Source organism: Cyclobacteriaceae bacterium (genome assembly GCA_025808415.1).
Lineage (GTDB): Bacteria > Bacteroidota > Bacteroidia > Cytophagales > Cyclobacteriaceae > UBA2336.
In genome coordinates this window covers 255,177-273,082 of the sequence record CP075525.1, presented here as the reverse complement: position 1 = coordinate 273,082, position 17,906 = coordinate 255,177, and the positions used below count along the sequence as shown (strand labels likewise).

Here is a 17,906-nt window from a genome sequence, read left to right as displayed (position 1 = left end):
CATGAACATGAAAAACAATTTAATGATGCGTTGGTTGTCGCGGTTTTTTGTTGCCCCCTTTTTACTTGCAACACTGTTGCTGGTAAGTTGTGGCGATGATCCCGAACCACCAAATGAGGAGGAGTTGATTACTACCTTAATTGTGACCCTTACTTCTGATGGAGGATCACCGGTAACATTAAAATTTTATGATCCGGATGGCAGCGGGCCTGAGGAGGGTCAATTTACTTACACACCCATTGCACCTGGCACCTCGCCTGCCGCCCTGTTGGCCATGAACACAACTTATTTAGCAACCATCCAATTACTCGATGAATCAAAAAGCCCAACAGAAGACATTACCGAAGAGATAGAAGAGGAAGCCGATGAGCACCTGTTCTGTTTTATGCAAAATGTTTCCGGGATGACTATTTCATATGCGGATACAGAGGCCGACTACTTAAGTTCAGGTTCATTACCCGTTGGGTTGAAAACCACCTGGTCCACAACAACTGCAGGAAGCGGTACAGTTCAAATTACGTTGCGTCATCAGCCTGGGGTTAAGAATGGTACTTGCCCCGGAGGTGGCGACACCGATATAGAGGTAACTTTTAATGTAGTAGTTCAATAAACAAAAAGCCCCGCACACCCGGGGCTTTTTTATGATTCCTTCTTTACAAAGAATTGCTCAAGATCCTTCAACTTAAGGATGCCTTCATAATACGCCTTCCCAAAAATCACGGCAAAAATTCCCATATCGTTCAGGCGCTTAATATCATCCACACCGCGAATACCACCGCTGGCCAGCACGCATAACTCCGGAAAGCGGTCGCGAATACTTTGGTAAAATTCAAAGTTGGGTCCTTCCAACACCCCATCACGCGACACATCCGTTGATTTTACATACTTCAGCCCACGGGAATGAAAATATTCCAGGTGGTCAAAAAGTGTTAGTTCTGATTTACGTTGCCACCCGCGAAATAACAGGTTCATACTTTTTACATCAGTAACATCCGCGCCAAGCGTCATCTTTTCACGGCCAAAAGAAATAATCCAGGAGGCAAATAAATCAGGATTTGTAACTGCAATGCTCGATGCCGTGATATAATCCGCCCCGGCTTCATACGCTTTGCTGATGTCGCCATCGGTAGAAATACCACCGGTAAAATCAATCTTTAAATCTGTGTAGCCCGCTATTTGCTCAATGATATGATAGTTGACCGGTGAACCTCTTTCGGCACCATCAAGGTCAACCAGGTGAATTACTTCAATGCCGTGATCTTCAAACCGCTTCGACAGGTCCAGCGGGTTTTCATCGTAGGCCTTTTCACTGGTAGGGTCACCTTTGCGCATCCTGACAACGCGCCCTTTTCGTATGGCAATGGATGGTATGACCTGAATCATGCTCTGCTGAAAATCTAAGTGGCTAAATTATTACATCCCCTGTAAAAAACCATCACTTTGAATGCAATTAAGGCGGGAAATCTGGCCGTGGTTTTGTATCATAAGTTTTACCTTTAAGGTATGAAAACGTTTTCTGCAATCATTCTTGGGCTAACAACGCTCGCTTTTACTTGCCGGGCACAAGCACCCATCCGAAAACTGCCACAAAACATTAACCGGCCGACCATCAATGTTTCTGCTCCTTTTATCAGCCTGGATGGAAGTACGCTGCTGTTTACCTCCGATTATGCAGAAGATAATGTGCCCACAGTTTACTATGCCTTAAAGGTGGGACCCGATTGGCAAGACCCGGTGGCTTTGCCAAAGCACATTAATACAAAACTCAACTTCCTTAAAGGCTACACCCTAAGTGCAGACGGCAAAACCATTTATATTACTTCTATCAAATCAGGTGGTGTTGGCGGATTTGATATCTGGGCAGGAAATTTAAAAGGAAACTCATGGGGCGATTTACAAAATATGTATGCGCCCATAAACTCCAAACTTCATGAAGGTGCCCCCACGTTCACGCCCGATGGCTCAACCATGTATTTTATGCGGTGTGAAAAAATGGATGCCCAAAAGGCCGAGCGTTGTAAAATTATGGTAACAAAAAAAGCACCGAATGGAAGATGGGAAGAACCCACCGAACTACCGGATTATATTAACACCGGCAACGCACAAACACCTCGTATTTCAGCCGATGGCAGCGTGTTGATTTTTTCTTCCAATACCACAAAACCAAATAAGGGTGGAATGGACCTCTATATCTCACGACTTGAGAAGGGCGTATGGTCACAGCCTGAAGCGATGGACTTTGTGAACACAGAAAAGGATGATCAGTTTGTGAGTTCCATATCCAACGGACGATATCTCTTGAAAGAAGCCCCTGGAAAATTTAAAAGCGAAATACTCGAATACCTCGTGCCGGCCCAATGGAGACCCCGTGCCGTCATGAAAGTTGAGGGGCAAATTTTGGGGCAAAGCGGTATGCCTGTACCGGCCTATATTTCGGTTACAGACCTCATCACTCACAAGCGTTTTTTCAGCGGAAGACCTGACAAGGAAGGCAATTATTTTTTATACCTGACGCAAGGGAGCAAGTACGAGCTCTCCATCGATCCGGAAGAGAGCAACTTTACTTTTTTTTCGAAAATGTTTGATATGACTGTTGAAGAGAGTCCGCTTGTTCAAAAAGCAAACGTTGTATTAAAGCCTATTGCCATAGGTGATGTATTGGAACTTGATGGCATCCAGTTTAAGCCTACTAGTGCCGAGCCGGATGATATCGGTTTTGAAATACAACGACTTTCCAGGCTGATAAAAAGTTCACCTCAATTCAATTTCGAATTACAAGTTTCTTTGATGGGTTACCAGGAAGATTCATACAAATCCAATCCTGATCTTACCGAGATTGCTATTGACAGCGTGATCATTCAATTGGACGACATCGATTCACTCGGTCGACTTTATTCGCGCGATAGTTTGGTCGTAAAAGCAACTTACCACAACAACAGAACCGAAAAACAAGCTTTGGCCCTTATCAATCAATTGGTACTATCTGGTGTTGATCGTTACTCGCTAAGCTATCGGGTTAGTATCAAGCCAGAAGCTGTCCTGGAAAATCGAAAAACACGAGTAAGTATTTTGGCCAAAAAGAAAAACTAGGTTAGCAGGCTACCGAAATCTGCCGACAGATTGAGATGATTGCTAATACGAAAATGGTATGGCCACCACCGTTTTGTCCCACAGTAACACCATCTCGGCTTCTTCTCCCATTTTTTCGAACTGGATAGTAAACTGCTCAAATTCATTCTCCTGAATAATAGCATGCGCACTAATCGATAACACATCCAGGGCAGGGTCGCGATTAGCCTCTCCTTTGCTGTTAACACCCCACTGGCCGTGTTGGGCATTAAAAATAATTTGCCAGGAAGATGAATCTGGCACAGTCCAAAAGCTATACTTGCCGGGGATCAGTTTCTTTCCACCCTCCAAGGTAATTACCTTATTGGTTTCAAATACCGTGGCTTCGTTTGCACCCGTACGCCAAACTTTTCCATAGGGAACAAGTCCGCCAAAAATTTCCCTGCCCTTTTTATAAGGGCGATTATAGAATACTTTTATACGGAGATCGCCATCGGCAAACGAGACAACTTCTTCAGGGCTGAACGATTTGGTTTGCCTGAGCCTTATGGCGTTGACGATCGACCACATTACTACAATAAGAACTATGGCGAGCGCTAAAAAGATCAAAAATTTTTTCATGCACGGATTACTAACGTGTTTAATTAGCCGGCAAAACAACCATTAAATCTGGTAAACAAATTTCAATTCTGAGTGTAAAAATTACATGAATAGGCTTTATTTTTACACTTTATTAAATATACTGTTATGGATGCATCCTGGACCCCTTTCTACGTAGTAATTGCGCTATTTGTTTTGGCCATCATCTCTCCATGGATATTCCCCAATAAAATGGTGAGCGATAACAAGCACGATAACAAGTTTTAATCCCTCCCTTCTACGTTTATGAACGTCTGTGTTTTCTGCGGTTCGGGCGTAGGAAACAAGACTATTTATGCCGATGCTGCCCGTGAAATGGGTTTCTTGTTGGCTCATCAAGGCTATACCCTCATTTATGGCGGTGGCAACATTGGTTTAATGGGCATATTGGCCGATGCTGTGCTGGAGAAAAAAGGACGGGTTATTGGCATAATACCAGATTTTTTAATGCAAAAAGAGGTGGGTCATACCGGCCTTACCCAACTTGAAGTAGTGGCCAGCATGCATGAACGAAAACGCAGGATGGCCGACCTGGCAGATGCCTTTCTGGTATTGCCGGGTGGCTGGGGCACCCTTGATGAAACCGCTGAGATATTGACCTGGAAACAACTCGGCCTTATTCACCAGCCAATAGCTTTATTGAATCTTGATGGCTTTTTTAATGCCCTGCTGAACCAGATGGATAATATGGTCGCATCTGGATTTTTAAGGCACGACAACATGCAGTTTGTTCGTGTGGCCGAAACGCCCCGGGCGGTTATGCCGTTACTTATCCCATAGTCTTCGTTAGTTTACCATCCATAAAATTTACCTAACTTTCGTTTGAGGAGAGGTTGATATGATCCGTGTTATTGGTTTACTCATTTTTTTGGTTCCGGCCATTCTTGGGGCACAAAACCAAAATCTCGGGTTTCACATTGCTGATGGAAAAAGTAAAGTTCAAATACCCATTGAAATCCATAACAACCTCATTGTCGTACGGGTGATTCTAAACGATGTAATCCCGCTGAAATTTATTGTTGACACCGGGGTACGAACAGCCATACTTACCCAAAAGGCCTTTGCCGACATTTTACAATTGCAGTATAGCCGCAAGTACACCCTGTCAGGCCCGGGTGGCGAAAAACTTGTTGATGCCTATGTAGCCAATAATGTCTCCCTAACACTTCCAGGTGTAATTGGAAAAGGCCATGCGCTTTTAGTCCTTGATGACGATTACCTGGAGCTTCGCAATCACCTTGGCACCGATGTTCATGGTGTTTTAGGTTATGAGCTTTTCAGCAGGTTTATCATCAAAATTGATTACCAGCGTAAAATCATGACGTTAATGGGGCCCGACAAATTCAAACCCGGCAAACGGTATGAAATGATCCCTATTCGCATACAGGATACAAAACCTTATTTATTGGCACCCATTAGTATCAATAACGAACACTCCCTAAACGCAAAACTTCTGGTTGATACCGGTGCAAGTCATGGCTTGTTATTGGAACCCGAAACCGATCCCAGGATTCACCTGCCCGAAAAAACGGTCCACAACATTATTGGACGGGGCATTGGCGGGGAGATTGTAGGGAAAACGGGGCGCATCCAATCTCTTGAGTTAGGGCAATTCAGTATTCATGGGGTGTTGGCAAACTTTCCCGACTCAAACAGTTACTTCACTGACACGCTTAAATATTTTCGGGTTGACCGAAATGGAACATTAGGCGGGGAAATTTTAAGCCGGTTCACTGTAGTGTTTAATTTTCCGCAAGAAAAAATTTTCCTGAAAAAAAACAGTGAGTTTAAAAAAGCTTTCTACTTCAACCTCAGCGGGCTCAATGTAAAAGCCAAAGGATCATCGCTAAATGTATTTGAAATCACCGATGTGCGGGCAAACTCAGCTGCCGACAGGGCAGGCGTACAACGCGGTGACCTCATTGCCAGCATTAACGGTGTGCTCGTAAAAGAACTTCACCTAAACCAAATCAACGGATTTTTGAACACCAAGCCAGGAAGGAAAGTGAGGTTGGAGGTAAGACGGGGAAACACTATGAAGTCTATTGAATTCCGGCTTGAAGACCAGATTTAGCGAACCAGCTTCAGCAACTCTCGTTTTCTTTTGGCATAGGCCCTGCTGAGGAATTCACGGGTGCGCTTAAACTTCAAAGAGTTCTTTAATGCAATGTACAATGATTCCGTTGTCAGGTTTTGTTTTAACAAATAATCAGCAATGTCATTGGTGAAGGCTGATTCGGTGTAATTTGAATTTTTTAAAACCGTAATGGGTATTTCGCGGGTTTTAGGGTTCGAAGAAAGCACACCTACCGTGCGGGTAAGTTCATGATACCCGATGTTATCATCGATTAAAATATAATTAGGTTTGAATTTGATCAGGCGTTGCCAAATGCTGGTTAAATCAAAAGCAGTTTCCGTGCTGATTATCCTGCCCGGCAAGCCTTTAATTGTATTCAATATTGAGCTTAGCTCAATAGGATTGTTCCCTACCAACAAAATGTTCATGGATTCGAGAACCTTTTCGGATTTTGATTTGTCAGTTACCATAGCCAACTATTTTCTTAAACATAAAATCAATTATAAAGGTTACCTGTTTAGCGGGGCGTTTTATATTAACTTTCTCTTATTGATTGAATTGTGTTAACCCGTATAACCAAAAGCAAATTTTATTTTGTCTAGTAAAGATGTGGTTGTTGCAGGGGGTGGTTTGGCCGGGCTTATAGCCTCCATACGGCTTGTCCGTGCCGGTATCCACTGTACCCTTATTGAAAAAAAACGTTACCCGTTTCACCGCGTGTGTGGTGAATACATCTCCAACGAAACCGTGCCATTTCTTAAACGCGAGGAACTTTTTCCTGAAGCATTTTCACCACCCGTTATAAATCAGTTTCACTTGAGTTCGGTAAGCGGAAAATCAACAAAACTTTCATTGGATTTAGGCGGTTTCGGAATCAGCAGGTTTACCCTGGATCACTTTCTGTATCAACAAGCCTTACAGGCAGGCGTAAATTTTGTGCTTGAACAAGAGGTCGATTCAATTTCTTTTCTTGACCGAGAAGATAGCTTTACGGTAAGGACCAGTCAGCAGGAATTTTCAACATCATTGGTCATCGGTGCGTTCGGAAAGCGATCGCGAATGGACACCGCATTAAAACGGGGCTTTATTCAAAAACGATCGCCCTATGTTGGGGTTAAATATCACATCCAAACAGACCACCCTGCTAATCTGATTGCCTTGCACAATTTTAATGGTGGCTATTGTGGAATAAGCAACATTGAAGACAGAAAAACCAATCTCTGCTACCTCGTTCATCGCGATCAGGTAAAGCGATTTAAAGGCATTCGCGAAATGGAGGAGGCCGTTCTTTTTCAAAATCCATCCCTGAAATCCATTTTTAACTCCTCCGAATTTCTTTTTGAAAAACCAGAAACCATCAATGAGATTTCATTCGAAACGAAAGAACCTGTTTTCAATCATATCCTCATGGCCGGTGATGCGGCCGGCATGATTGCACCGTTGTGTGGCAACGGTATGGCCATGGCCATTCACACAGGGAAAATAGTGAGCGATCTAATCATTGAAGCTAAAGCAGAAAACCGCCCCCGTGCATGGCTTGAAGCCGCTTACGCTGAGCGTTGGACATCAACTTTTGCAACACGATTACGGACCGGTAGGCTCATTCAAAATTATCTTTTTGGCAGTGCGTGGTCATCGCGCGTGGCCGTTAACCTGGCGGTGCATTCAACCTGGTTGGCAAATCAGATCATCAAAAAAACACATGGAGTTACGTTTTGATAACAAGTACTATTCGCCTACTTAAAGGCATCCAACACATGACTGCTATCAAGAAAAAACCAGATGAAAAAAATATTGAGGCAGGTTGCAGAGATAAAGTTCAACCACATGGTATGTGTATAATCAGCCCTGGTTTCATCCTTCATCACCCTTAAAAACCAGTACAAGAAAAACAACAATACCGGTGCAAGGGCTAAAAGAAATGGCCAGGTATATTTTGGCTGATAGTAATGATTAAAATAGTAGAGGAACCCGGCAACAGCAAACGTAAATAGCAGGGCTGTGAAATAAAACGTTCCGCGAATACCCAGCTTCAGGCTTAACGTGATGTCCCCTCGCTTTTTATCCTCGTCATGTTGATAAACCTGGGTCATTGGATAATTTCCCAATAGCATGAGGGTGGTTAACAATGCAGGAGTTATAACATGGGGTTTCAAAACCGTTTCGAGTGAAAAATCATTGATGCCCACATAACACATTACAAACGTGAAGAAGCCCTGGAAAACTCCCGTAGTGATCCAGCCGCCAACAGGATACTTTTTTAACCGGATAGCCGGATGACTATAGGCTTTTGAAATCAAGCCATAGGTGAAAATCATCAAGGCAAACAGCAAACTGATCTTCCAGTAGGCTAATGCAATGGCCACCAGGTCAAACAACAATGCGAGGTAATAAAGGCCTTTCTTAACGGGAGGTGGATTTTTCAGGCCGCCAATGCTTTTTTCATCCTTATCGAAATAACTATTAAAACCATTGCTGGCCGGGTAAAGAAAAAGATGGATGATCAAAAAAACCCATAACAAACGATCACCATTTGGGTTAGGAGAAATGCCCACACTGAATAAAAAAACGGGAAGCAGAAAATACGAAAACGGAATGCGCAGGTGTAACCAGGACGACAATGATAACATATGATTGAACCGAATTGAATTATGTCAGATCGATAAATTGTGATCCGCTAACATACCTAATAACTTGCATTTATAGTCATCGCGGGCATTTTGACCCGCGATCCCAAACCATCAATGAGATGCCGGCTCCATGGCCGGCATGACATTTAGGTATGTTTGCGGATCATCAGATTATGTTAAGTCGAATAAACTAAAATTACTCTTTTTTGCTTTATTATTGATAGCATGAGTTTTATTACTTCCATTGGCATTGCCGTTCCCCCCTATCGATTTGATCAGGAAAGCATTGCTGCCTTTATGGAAAAATCCATGAGGTTAGACTATGCTAACAGGAGAAAGCTCAAAACAATTTTTAAATACAGTGGCATCCAAACCCGTCACTCTGTATTGGAGGATTACGGGAAGGAATCTGATTTCAGTTTTTATCCTAACACAAAAGATTTTGAACCCTTTCCATCAACAGAAAAACGTTTGCTGGAATATCGCAAACATGCATTGCCTCTAAGTGTTAAAGCCATAGAAAATTGCCTGCTTAAGTCTACCTCTACACTGCAAGATGTGACGCATCTGATTGTGGTGAGCTGCACAGGCATGTACGCCCCGGGGCTTGATATTGATATAGTAAAAAGTCTCAACCTTCGGGAAGATGTGCAACGAACTTGTATAAATTTTATGGGATGCTATGCCGCTTTTAATGCGCTGAAAACAGCAAATGCAATTTGCCTTAGTGAGACCAAAGCCGTTGTTCTCATTGTTTGTGTTGAGTTGTGCACACTACACTTTCAAAAGGAAGCTACGGAAGATAACATGCTGGCCAATGCTTTATTTGCCGATGGCGCCTCTGCCATGTTGATAAAGCCTGTGGCAGACCCCGCATGGAATTTTTCATTGGATGTTTTTCATAATGCCCTTGCCTTTAACGGAAAAGAACACATGGCCTGGAGTGTTGGCAACCTGGGCTTTGAAATGAAACTGTCAACTTACGTGCCGGATGTAATCCGAACGGGAATCAAAAAGCTTACAAGCTCACTACTCGCAAAGGTTGGCACAACCATCAATCAGGTTTCATTTTTTGCCATTCACCCGGGCGGTAAAAAAATTCTTGAGGTGATTGAGCAAGAGCTCGGCATTACCCGTGAACAAAACAGGCCCGCCTATACCGTGTTAAACACACATGGCAACATGTCTTCAGCAACAGTGGTATTCGTACTTCGGCATATTCTGGATCAACTTAAACAGGGTGACGAAAATAAGTCTGTGCTAAGCTTTGCCTTTGGGCCTGGCCTGACATTGGAAAGCATGTTGTTAACAATCCATCACGAATGAGTTTATTCTCAGTCCGGTCTGATAAAGAAGAAATTATGGACGACCTGGAATGTTCCGGGGAAGTAGTCGACCAGACGCTGCGTGAACTTGAATTTATCAATAAATGGCTGGGTGGAAATCAAGTTACGTTAGGTGGGCTTGATCACTTAATTCCAAAAAAAGAATTCTCGCATAAACTTACTGTTGCGGACTTAGGGTGCGGTAGTGGGGAGATGTTAAAACTCGTTCACAACAAGCTTAAGGATCACCAGATTGATTTGCAATTGCTTGGCATTGATGCAAACCCTCATATTATTTCATACGCTGAAAAAAATTGCGAGAACATAAATGCTATTTCATTCAAAACAGCCAATATTCTGGATGCCTCTTTTCAGCAGGAAAAGTATGATATCATCATGGCTACACTATTCCTGCATCATTTTACCAACAATCAACTAATTGAAATCTTCAGGACACTGAGGAGGCAGGTCAGGCTTGGTATTGTGGTTAACGATTTGCACCGGCACCCTTTAGCGTACTACTCCATCAAATTTCTGACGAACCTGTTCTCCAAATCAGCTATGGTTAAATACGATGCCCCCCTTTCGGTACTTCGGGGGTTTCGAAAAAATGAGCTGGTGGAAATCCTTCGTGAAGCAGGTATACTGAACTATACCCTACGGTGGAGGTGGGCTTTCCGGTGGCAAATCATTATTCCTTCGCAACCCCCTCTTTAAGCTTGGCACAATTTTCGTACTTTCGAGACACAAATAATCTTACAACTATGACCCTGTTACGAAAACTGCCTTTTGCCATTCTTTTGATTGTTGTGGCCGCCTGCTCCTCAGGTGTTTTGGGCAAAAAAGTAAAAGAACCCTTCTCGGGAAATGCCTATAATTCGAATAACCGCTTCTGGCGTGGAACCGGTAAGGGCACGAGCTCACAAGATAATATTGCACGCAGCAAAGCCGATCTTGATGCTAAGGCACAATTAGCCGGACAAGTAAATACCACCATGAAACAGGTTGCCGATCAATATCTGGGTCAAACAGAAAATGAACGTGCGGCCGATGTGGCCGATAAGTTTCAAAGTCTGGTTCGCCAGGTGATGAACACCAACATTTCTGATTTGCGCAAAATTGGCGAGCAGAAATATTACAATGAAAAGACAAAGGAATACACGGTATTCATGGCGTATGAGATTAAGAAAAATGCCATGCTGCGGTTTATGAAACGGCAAGCGAAAGTAGATGAAACGATAAACGAGCGTCAGCGTGACCTGATTGAAAAAATTATTGATGAAGAGTTGAAAAGGTTGGATGCAGAGGATAAAGATTAAAATCCTACAGCACGCGGACGAATAAGGCCTGACAAAACAGGCCTTTTTCATTTCTAGCCGCGAACCAGTAACTTTCATGTTGCTAAATTTAATCCATGAGAAAATTTGTTCTTTCATTCATTAGCGCTTTCGCACTTCAGTCCCTATCATTTGGCCAGCAGCCCCCGGGTACCGATATCTACCTGTTTGATCTCGTCTTCAAAAAAGGAAAATTTGTAGTAACGAATTCCGTTAATATTACGGATCGAAAAGGATACGATAACCAACCGTTTTTCCATCCCGAAAAGCCCTTCATTTACTATGCCTCCGCTGATGATGAGGGGCGGACTGATATTGTTGTTTATAACCATGAAACAGGCAGAACGCAAAAATTAACCAACACCAGCGAGAGAGAATACTCGCCTACCGTCACACCTGACAAAAAATTTATCTCCTGTATTATTCAACGCGACAATGGTGCGCAGGATTTAGGAAAGTACCCGATTGACGGAGGTGATGTCGAAATTATTGTTGATAACCTTACGGTGGGGTACCATGCGTGGCGCGATGACAAAACGCTTTTTCTGTTTGTACTTGGCCAGCCGAACACACTACACGAGTATGCTGTTGCAGATAAAACAGATCGGATAATTGCAGAAAACATTGGTCGCTCACTGCATCGGATTCCCGGAACAAGCGACATCAGTTTTGTTGACAAGAGCTCTTCTGAATGGACAATTAAAAAAATCAAAAGAAAAGACGGAACAATAGAAACCGTTGGCAAAACCCTGCCGGGCAGGGAAGATTTAACCTGGACACCAGGAGGTAAAATCATAATGAGTGATGGCGTGAGGCTTTTTTATTGGACGCCTGGAAAGAGCAAAGATTGGACGCCTATCGAATTTCCTGATGGCTTATCCCTAAGTGGAATAACACGACTGACTGTTGATGCAAAAGGAAATAAAATCGCGGTTGTCGCTAATGAATAATTATTCAATTTATAATCGGCTAATCAACTCATTGGCAAATTGAGCATTAGCTTATATTTGCAGCCCGCATGAAAAAACTCAAACACATTGCCATCTCCGGAAACATTGGTTCGGGTAAAACTACCCTGGCTGAAAAACTGTCAAAGCATTACGGGTGGACACCTCTTTATGAATCGGTAGACAAAAATCCTTACCTGAAGGATTTCTACAACGACATGACCCGCTGGGCTTTTCATTTGCAGATTTATTTTCTCAACAGCCGCTTCCGCCAGGTTAACGAAATCCGAACCAACGAAAACACTACTATTCAGGACCGTACCATTTACGAGGATGCCTACATTTTTGCGGCAAACCTTCATAAAAGCGGGCACATCTCTGACCGAGATTATCAAAGCTACCTGGACATTTTCAACTCCATGATCAACTTTGTTCAAGGCCCCGATCTGCTCATTTACCTTCGATCGGATATTCCTAAACTGGTTCGGCAGATTCAAAAACGCGGACGCGAATATGAATATGCTATGCGGCTCGATTACCTGAAAAACCTTAACGAACATTACGAGAACTGGATCAGCAACTACAAGCACGGCAAGCTATTAATTGTAAATGTGAACGACCTTGACTTTGTAGAACGGATAGAGGACTTTTCCTTTATCGTGAACCGCATTGATTTGGAAATCAATAATTTGTTCTCTTAAGTACGAATCCACCCACCTGTGTAATCCTGTGTAATTCCAACTTCAAGGTGTTGGACAGCTACAAGTGTTATCCCATTGTCATTGTCCCTATCTTATATTAAAGCTAACGCATTTTGATTATCTTCAACGTCAAAGAGATCATGACATGCTCCGAAGCTTTTTTCTTGTATTATTCTTTCTTCTAAGCCTCGTCAACGTGAGCGCTCAAGAGCGTAAAATGTGGGTGTTGATTGTAGGCATTTCTGATTATAAACATTTCAACAACCTTCAGTTTGCCGATGATGACGCGATGGCCTATCATCAAATACTTAAAAAGGTACTTGGTAAATACTACTCAGAAGAACAAACGCGAGTGCTTCTAAATGAAGATGCCACCGCTGCCTCCATCGAGTTTGCAATGCGATGGTTGCTTAAAAACACCTTGGAAAATGACAGGGTTTTTATTTATTTCTCCGGGCATGGTGGCTATGAAGATTTAACTGACTTTAAGCTCGGCTATCTTCATGCCCATGATGCGTTTAATGAGACTTACAGTAGTGGTGGTAATATCTCAATGGAATTTCTTCAAGCTTTCCTCCAATCACTTTCCAGGCGAAATGTGCAAACCATCTTTGTAGCCGATGCTTGTCACTCTGGAAAATCGGATGGGAAAGAAGGTTTTTTGTTTCTTAACAACCTCCTGGCAGCAGAGGCGAAAAATATTTATAAGATTTTATCTGCCCAAGACAATGAGAAATCTTATGAGCACCCAATGTGGGGCGGTGGACATGGCGTGTTTACTTACTACCTGATAAAAGGTTTGCTGGGATTTGCTGACACTGCACCAAAGGACGGTTTGGTTAGTTTAATGGAGCTTGAACGCTATCTATACGAAAATGTGCCTGCACAAACCCAATACCTGCAGAATCCAAAAGTTGTCGGAAGTCCAAAATCAATCTACCTGGCACAGGTTGATGAGGAACAGTTTGAACGATATAAAGAACTGTACGCTGACGATGCAAAAGTAAACCTTCTTGATGCGCTTTCCCGAACGGATGAACTAACTTATGTTCAGCAACTCAGCGACACCGCCAAGGTGGTTTACGAGCTGTTCAAAACATCAATCAAAAACTATCGTTTAGCTGACCGCCCGGGAAATGATGCGTTCAGCTATTATGAATTTATTAAAGCTGCTACTCCTGATCATCCTGTTGTTCCCTTAATGGAGGAACGGCTCTATATCGCAACTATGAATCTGAGCCAAGAGTATATTAATCAAGTACTTCAATTAACGGAGGAGAAACCCGTGGTAGAAACAGTAGATGCTAACAGCTCAGAAGTTTACACCTTTAAACTCACTGATGAATATAATAGTCGTGAAAATCTTCTAATTCGAGCCAATCTAAGAGTCGCACTATCTAAACTTGTTAAAATCATGCTTCCGGAAGATCCGCTATATAGTCGTGTATTCGTTCGGTATAACTACATGAGAGCAGAGGCGTGGCTTACCTTTTTTCATGAAAATCAGGATACTCGAAATAAAGCAACAGAGGTTGCGGTTGAAAGCATCCGCAATGCAATCGCACTGGATACAACCAGCTCCTATTTGTACTATACCTACGCCCGCATCAATTACTTCCTGAAGAAATATCATGATGCACAAGTAAGTGCAGAGAAAGCTATACGCCTTGCGCCAGCATGGACACGACCGTATGCACTGTTGGGCAATATCCATTACCGAAAGAAAAATGACAGCCTGTCAACTTACTATTTTCGTGAAGCGGTTAAGCGCAAGCCAACAGTATACGACTATGTGAACCTGGCTGGACAGTATTTTGTCTATTCGTGGAAAAATATAGGGTATCCTTACATTGGTTCAAAGCTTGATAGCGCAGCTTTGCTTTATGAAAAAGCAGCAGAACTATCCAATAATCTTAATGAAAAAATTGAATATTCGGATTTTGCACGCATGTCACTAATTCAAAAGTATTACCTGGCCAGCAAAAATATAGAGGACCTTATGCGTGGTTATGCATTAATTAACCGCTTTGATAGTTTTCCTGAAACAAGTCTCTCCATCCTTTATGAAGCGGCCAAGTCACAAGTAAAACTAATGCCTGAAGAGCCACGGGGTTATATTAACTATTCGCGCTATTATGCTGCAAAGAATAAGTTTAGCAAATCAAGCAAAATGTTAAGTAAAGCCAAAAGTAAAGGTTATTCCAATTGGCCAGAGTATGAGCATTTTGGGGAGGTTGGAGAATTTACTCAATCAAAATCCTACAAGAAGTTAAAATCAAGTTAACTTCGGTTCATTGAACAATAAGAGCCCACTGTACAAAGGCATTACCGCTTCTGTAATTCAGCATAACGGGACCATACTTTTCGCTACCTTCGCTTTGTGAGGCGCATTGTTTCCATACTTCTACTTACCCTCCTGCTGGCCAACTTCATTGGTCCGTACGGTTACTTTGCCTTCAGGGCACTAAAAATCAAACGGGAGATGCGCGCCCTGCTGGCAACCTTACCCGATGAAGAACTTGAGCTCATTATTCTTACCCCTGAAGAATTCAAACGGGCCCGTGTGGAGGAACACGAAATAAAAGTTGACGGCAACATGTTTGACATTGCGCGGGTAGTTGAAAAAGATTCAAAATTTTATGTCTACGGTGTGTACGATGAAGATGAAGACAACCTGCTTTCCCTTCTTGATGCAATGCTCAATAATCTTCAAAATGATTCAGCGCAAACACCACCCTCTTTTTCACTGTTTAGTGTGCTGCATTTTCTACCCGTGCAATTTGATTATCATTTAACCACCTTACCGGAAAAATCTTTATCCCAGACTTATTACAATAAGTCGTTCGTTAATTTCATTTCCTCCATCGACTCACCTCCACCCAAGTCAGTTTAGATCACTCTATCGGATTTCAATCCGACTTTTAAATTTTTGATTTAAATTTTTCATCAACATGAGAATAACACTTATGGTGTGTTTGCTTGTGCTGCATGTATATTCACATGCACAACAAGCAGATACTACCAAACTTCTTGACGAGGTGGTTATTTCGGTTAACCGGTGGGAAGAAAACTTGCGTGAAGTCCCTAACCGGGTAACGAAAATCGATGCCTCGCTAATTCAATTTCAAAATCCGCAAACCGCTGCCGATTTGCTAAGTATCTCCAACCAGGTATTTGTTCAAAAAAGTCAGCTGGGTGGAGGAAGCCCGATGATTCGTGGTTTTGCCACCAACCGGGTATTGCTTGTAGTAGATGGTGTGCGGTTTAACAATGCCATCTTCCGCAGCGGTAATGTGCAAAATGTGATTTCGCTTGATCCGAATATTATCGAAACGTCAGAGGTAATATTCGGCCCGGGCTCGGTGGTGTATGGCAGCGATGCCATTGGTGGTGTGATGGACTTCCATACCCGTCCGGCCCGGCTTTCATCTGATGAAAAGCTCCATTTCGCAGGCAATGCCCTGATGCGCTACTCATCGGCCAATAAGGAAAACACCGGGCACCTGGATGTTAATTTTGGTCTGAAAAAATGGGCCTTTCTCACCAGCGTTACCTATTCAACATTCGATGACCTGAAGCAAGGCTCGAATGGACCCGATGAGTATTTGCGACCAGACTATATGGTGCGCGAAAACGATACTGATGTTGTAAAAACCAATTCAGATCCTCGCGCTCAAGTTCCAACCGGCTACAATCAACTCAACCTGATGCAGAAAATTCGATTTAAACCAAACGCTAACTGGGATTTGAATTACAGTTTTCATCAATCCAAAACCTCACGGTACGATCGTTACGACCGGCTGATCCTGAAAAATAATCAGAACAACTTTGTAAGTGCTGAATGGTATTATGGACCACAGGAATGGTTGATGCATTCCTTTCAGGCAAACTATATTTCACCCACTGTTCTGTTTGATGCCGCCCGGCTAACCGTTGCCTATCAGGACTATTCTGAAAGCCGTCATAACCGCAACCGGAACAACGCCAACCGAAATAACCGATTTGAAAATGTAAAAGCATGGTCGGCAAATTTGGACATGGATAAAAAGATGAGCGAGCAGGTGCAATTGTTTTATGGAGCCGAATTTGTAACGAATAAGGTTTACTCCACAGCTTACCGGTTTAACATTAACACCGAAGCAGAGTCACCCCTCTCAACCCGCTACCCTGATGATTCCGACTGGCGCTCGATGGCTGCTTACCTGAGCATGAAAATAAAACTCGGTGAATCGTGGCTCGCAACCGTAAGCAACCGTTTCAACTACGTGTATACCTATGCGATGTTTGATAATGCGTTTTTTGATTTTCCGGTAGACGAAGCCACTTTGCGCAACAAACAAGTTAATAACAGCCTGGGCCTAATCTACAGTCCTACCGACCGATGGAAAGTATTTGCGAACTTTTCAACGGGTTTCCGCGCACCGAATATCGATGACATTGGCAAGGTTTTCGACTCACAACCGGGTAATGTTGTGGTGCCTAACCCCAACCTTAAACCTGAAACAGCCTATAACTTTGAAATGGGGGCAGCCATTGCCGCCAGCAAAACTTTTAGTTTTGATGTTGGCGCATACTACACCACCATCGACAATGCCATAGCGCGTGCGCCTTTTACTTTTAACGGACAGGACAGCATTGATTTTGATGGAACGCTAAGCCGCGTGTTGGCTTTGCAAAATGTGAATGAATTGTATGTGTACGGCTTTCAGGCTGGTATTGATTGGAAAATTCTTGCTTCGTTACGGCTCACCTCAACGGTCAATATTCAAAAAGGCAAAGAAAAGGATTTTGATTCCGGACTTAACAGCCCACCAACACATGTTGCGCCTACTTTTGGTGCTACCCATGTTGTTTATACGTACAAGAAATTAAGGGCCAATCTTTATGCCACTTACAACGGACAGATTGCTTTTAAAGACTTATCATTCAGTGAGCGTGCCGATACCCATCTTTATGCAAAGGATAAAGACGGGAATCCGTATTCACCTTCATGGTGGACGTTAAATTTCAAAGCATCATATAACGTGATGAAGTACTTTAGTGTTGATGCCGGAATTGAAAACCTTTTTGATAGACGTTATCGTCCCTATTCGTCCGGTATATCCGCCCCGGGAAGAAACTTTATTGTTTCTTTGCGTGGCCGGATTTAACGGATTATTAACAACCCCGTCAGGATGTTAG

At 42.9% G+C, this 17,906-nt stretch carries 17 protein-coding genes; 13 read left to right on the top strand and 4 right to left on the bottom strand.

Annotation, left to right across the window (positions count from 1 at the left end; all coding sequences use genetic code 11):
- Positions 1–7: 7 nt before the first annotated feature.
- On the top strand, positions 8–610 hold the full coding sequence (locus KIT51_01155; protein ID UYN86919.1) for a hypothetical protein: 603 nt from the start codon (positions 8–10) through the stop codon (positions 608–610).
- 29 nt (positions 611–639) lie between these two features.
- On the opposite strand, the gene KIT51_01150 is transcribed toward KIT51_01155, so the two are convergent.
- Complete coding sequence (locus KIT51_01150) at positions 640–1,383, bottom strand: 1-(5-phosphoribosyl)-5-[(5-phosphoribosylamino)methylideneamino] imidazole-4-carboxamide isomerase (GenBank protein ID UYN86918.1); 744 nt, start codon at positions 1,381–1,383, stop codon at positions 640–642.
- A 120-nt stretch (positions 1,384–1,503) separates the two neighbouring features.
- Here KIT51_01150 and KIT51_01145 point away from each other — a divergent pair, with 120 nt between their 5' ends.
- Positions 1,504–3,090, top strand: a complete 1,587-nt coding sequence (locus KIT51_01145) for a PD40 domain-containing protein (protein UYN86917.1) — start codon at positions 1,504–1,506, stop codon at positions 3,088–3,090.
- A gap of 42 nt (positions 3,091–3,132) precedes the next feature.
- Here KIT51_01145 and KIT51_01140 read toward each other — a convergent pair whose 3' ends face one another.
- On the bottom strand, positions 3,133–3,639 hold the full coding sequence (locus tag KIT51_01140; GenBank protein ID UYN88458.1) for a DUF2911 domain-containing protein: 507 nt from the start codon (positions 3,637–3,639) through the stop codon (positions 3,133–3,135).
- 315 nt (positions 3,640–3,954) lie between these two features.
- On the opposite strand from KIT51_01140, the gene KIT51_01135 reads away from it, so the two are divergent.
- On the top strand, positions 3,955–4,488 hold the full coding sequence (locus KIT51_01135; protein UYN86916.1) for a TIGR00730 family Rossman fold protein: 534 nt from the start codon (positions 3,955–3,957) through the stop codon (positions 4,486–4,488).
- Positions 4,489–4,546: 58 nt separating this feature from the next.
- Entirely contained in the window at positions 4,547–5,782 is a 1,236-nt protein-coding gene (locus KIT51_01130) for an aspartyl protease family protein (GenBank protein UYN86915.1), read from the top strand.
- Here the strand turns inward: KIT51_01130 and KIT51_01125 are convergent.
- Entirely contained in the window at positions 5,779–6,255 is a 477-nt protein-coding gene (locus KIT51_01125) for a hypothetical protein (GenBank protein UYN86914.1), read from the bottom strand. The genes KIT51_01130 and KIT51_01125 overlap by 4 nt on opposite strands.
- Positions 6,256–6,379: 124 nt before the next feature.
- Between KIT51_01125 and KIT51_01120 the strand changes: the two genes are divergently transcribed.
- Positions 6,380–7,504, top strand: a complete 1,125-nt coding sequence (locus KIT51_01120) for an NAD(P)/FAD-dependent oxidoreductase (GenBank protein UYN86913.1) — start codon at positions 6,380–6,382, stop codon at positions 7,502–7,504.
- Between the two features lie 17 nt (positions 7,505–7,521).
- Here KIT51_01120 and KIT51_01115 read toward each other — a convergent pair whose 3' ends face one another.
- Positions 7,522–8,415: a UbiA prenyltransferase family protein gene (locus tag KIT51_01115; protein ID UYN86912.1), complete on the bottom strand. Its 894-nt coding sequence runs from the start codon at positions 8,413–8,415 to the stop codon at positions 7,522–7,524.
- A gap of 225 nt (positions 8,416–8,640) precedes the next feature.
- Between KIT51_01115 and KIT51_01110 the strand changes: the two genes are divergently transcribed.
- The 8 genes from KIT51_01110 to KIT51_01075 all read left to right on the top strand — a co-directional run bounded on the left by KIT51_01110 (position 8,641) and on the right by KIT51_01075 (position 17,875).
- Positions 8,641–9,741, top strand: a complete 1,101-nt coding sequence (locus tag KIT51_01110; GenBank protein ID UYN86911.1) for a type III polyketide synthase — start codon at positions 8,641–8,643, stop codon at positions 9,739–9,741.
- Complete coding sequence (locus KIT51_01105; GenBank protein ID UYN86910.1) at positions 9,738–10,457, top strand: methyltransferase domain-containing protein; 720 nt, start codon at positions 9,738–9,740, stop codon at positions 10,455–10,457. Before KIT51_01110 ends, KIT51_01105 begins: the two co-directional genes overlap by 4 nt.
- Before the next feature lie 47 nt (positions 10,458–10,504).
- Positions 10,505–11,059, top strand: a complete 555-nt coding sequence (locus KIT51_01100) for a hypothetical protein (GenBank protein ID UYN86909.1) — start codon at positions 10,505–10,507, stop codon at positions 11,057–11,059.
- Positions 11,060–11,154: 95 nt separating this feature from the next.
- A complete protein-coding gene (locus tag KIT51_01095) occupies positions 11,155–12,027 on the top strand; it encodes a hypothetical protein (protein ID UYN86908.1) in 873 nt (290 codons plus the stop codon).
- A 68-nt stretch (positions 12,028–12,095) separates the two neighbouring features.
- Entirely contained in the window at positions 12,096–12,725 is a 630-nt protein-coding gene (locus KIT51_01090) for a deoxynucleoside kinase (GenBank protein ID UYN86907.1), read from the top strand.
- A gap of 145 nt (positions 12,726–12,870) precedes the next feature.
- On the top strand, positions 12,871–15,009 hold the full coding sequence (locus KIT51_01085; protein UYN86906.1) for a caspase family protein: 2,139 nt from the start codon (positions 12,871–12,873) through the stop codon (positions 15,007–15,009).
- Between the two features lie 96 nt (positions 15,010–15,105).
- On the top strand, positions 15,106–15,618 hold the full coding sequence (locus KIT51_01080; protein UYN86905.1) for a hypothetical protein: 513 nt from the start codon (positions 15,106–15,108) through the stop codon (positions 15,616–15,618).
- A 58-nt stretch (positions 15,619–15,676) separates the two neighbouring features.
- Entirely contained in the window at positions 15,677–17,875 is a 2,199-nt protein-coding gene (locus tag KIT51_01075; protein UYN86904.1) for a TonB-dependent receptor, read from the top strand.
- Positions 17,876–17,906 lie beyond the last annotated feature (31 nt).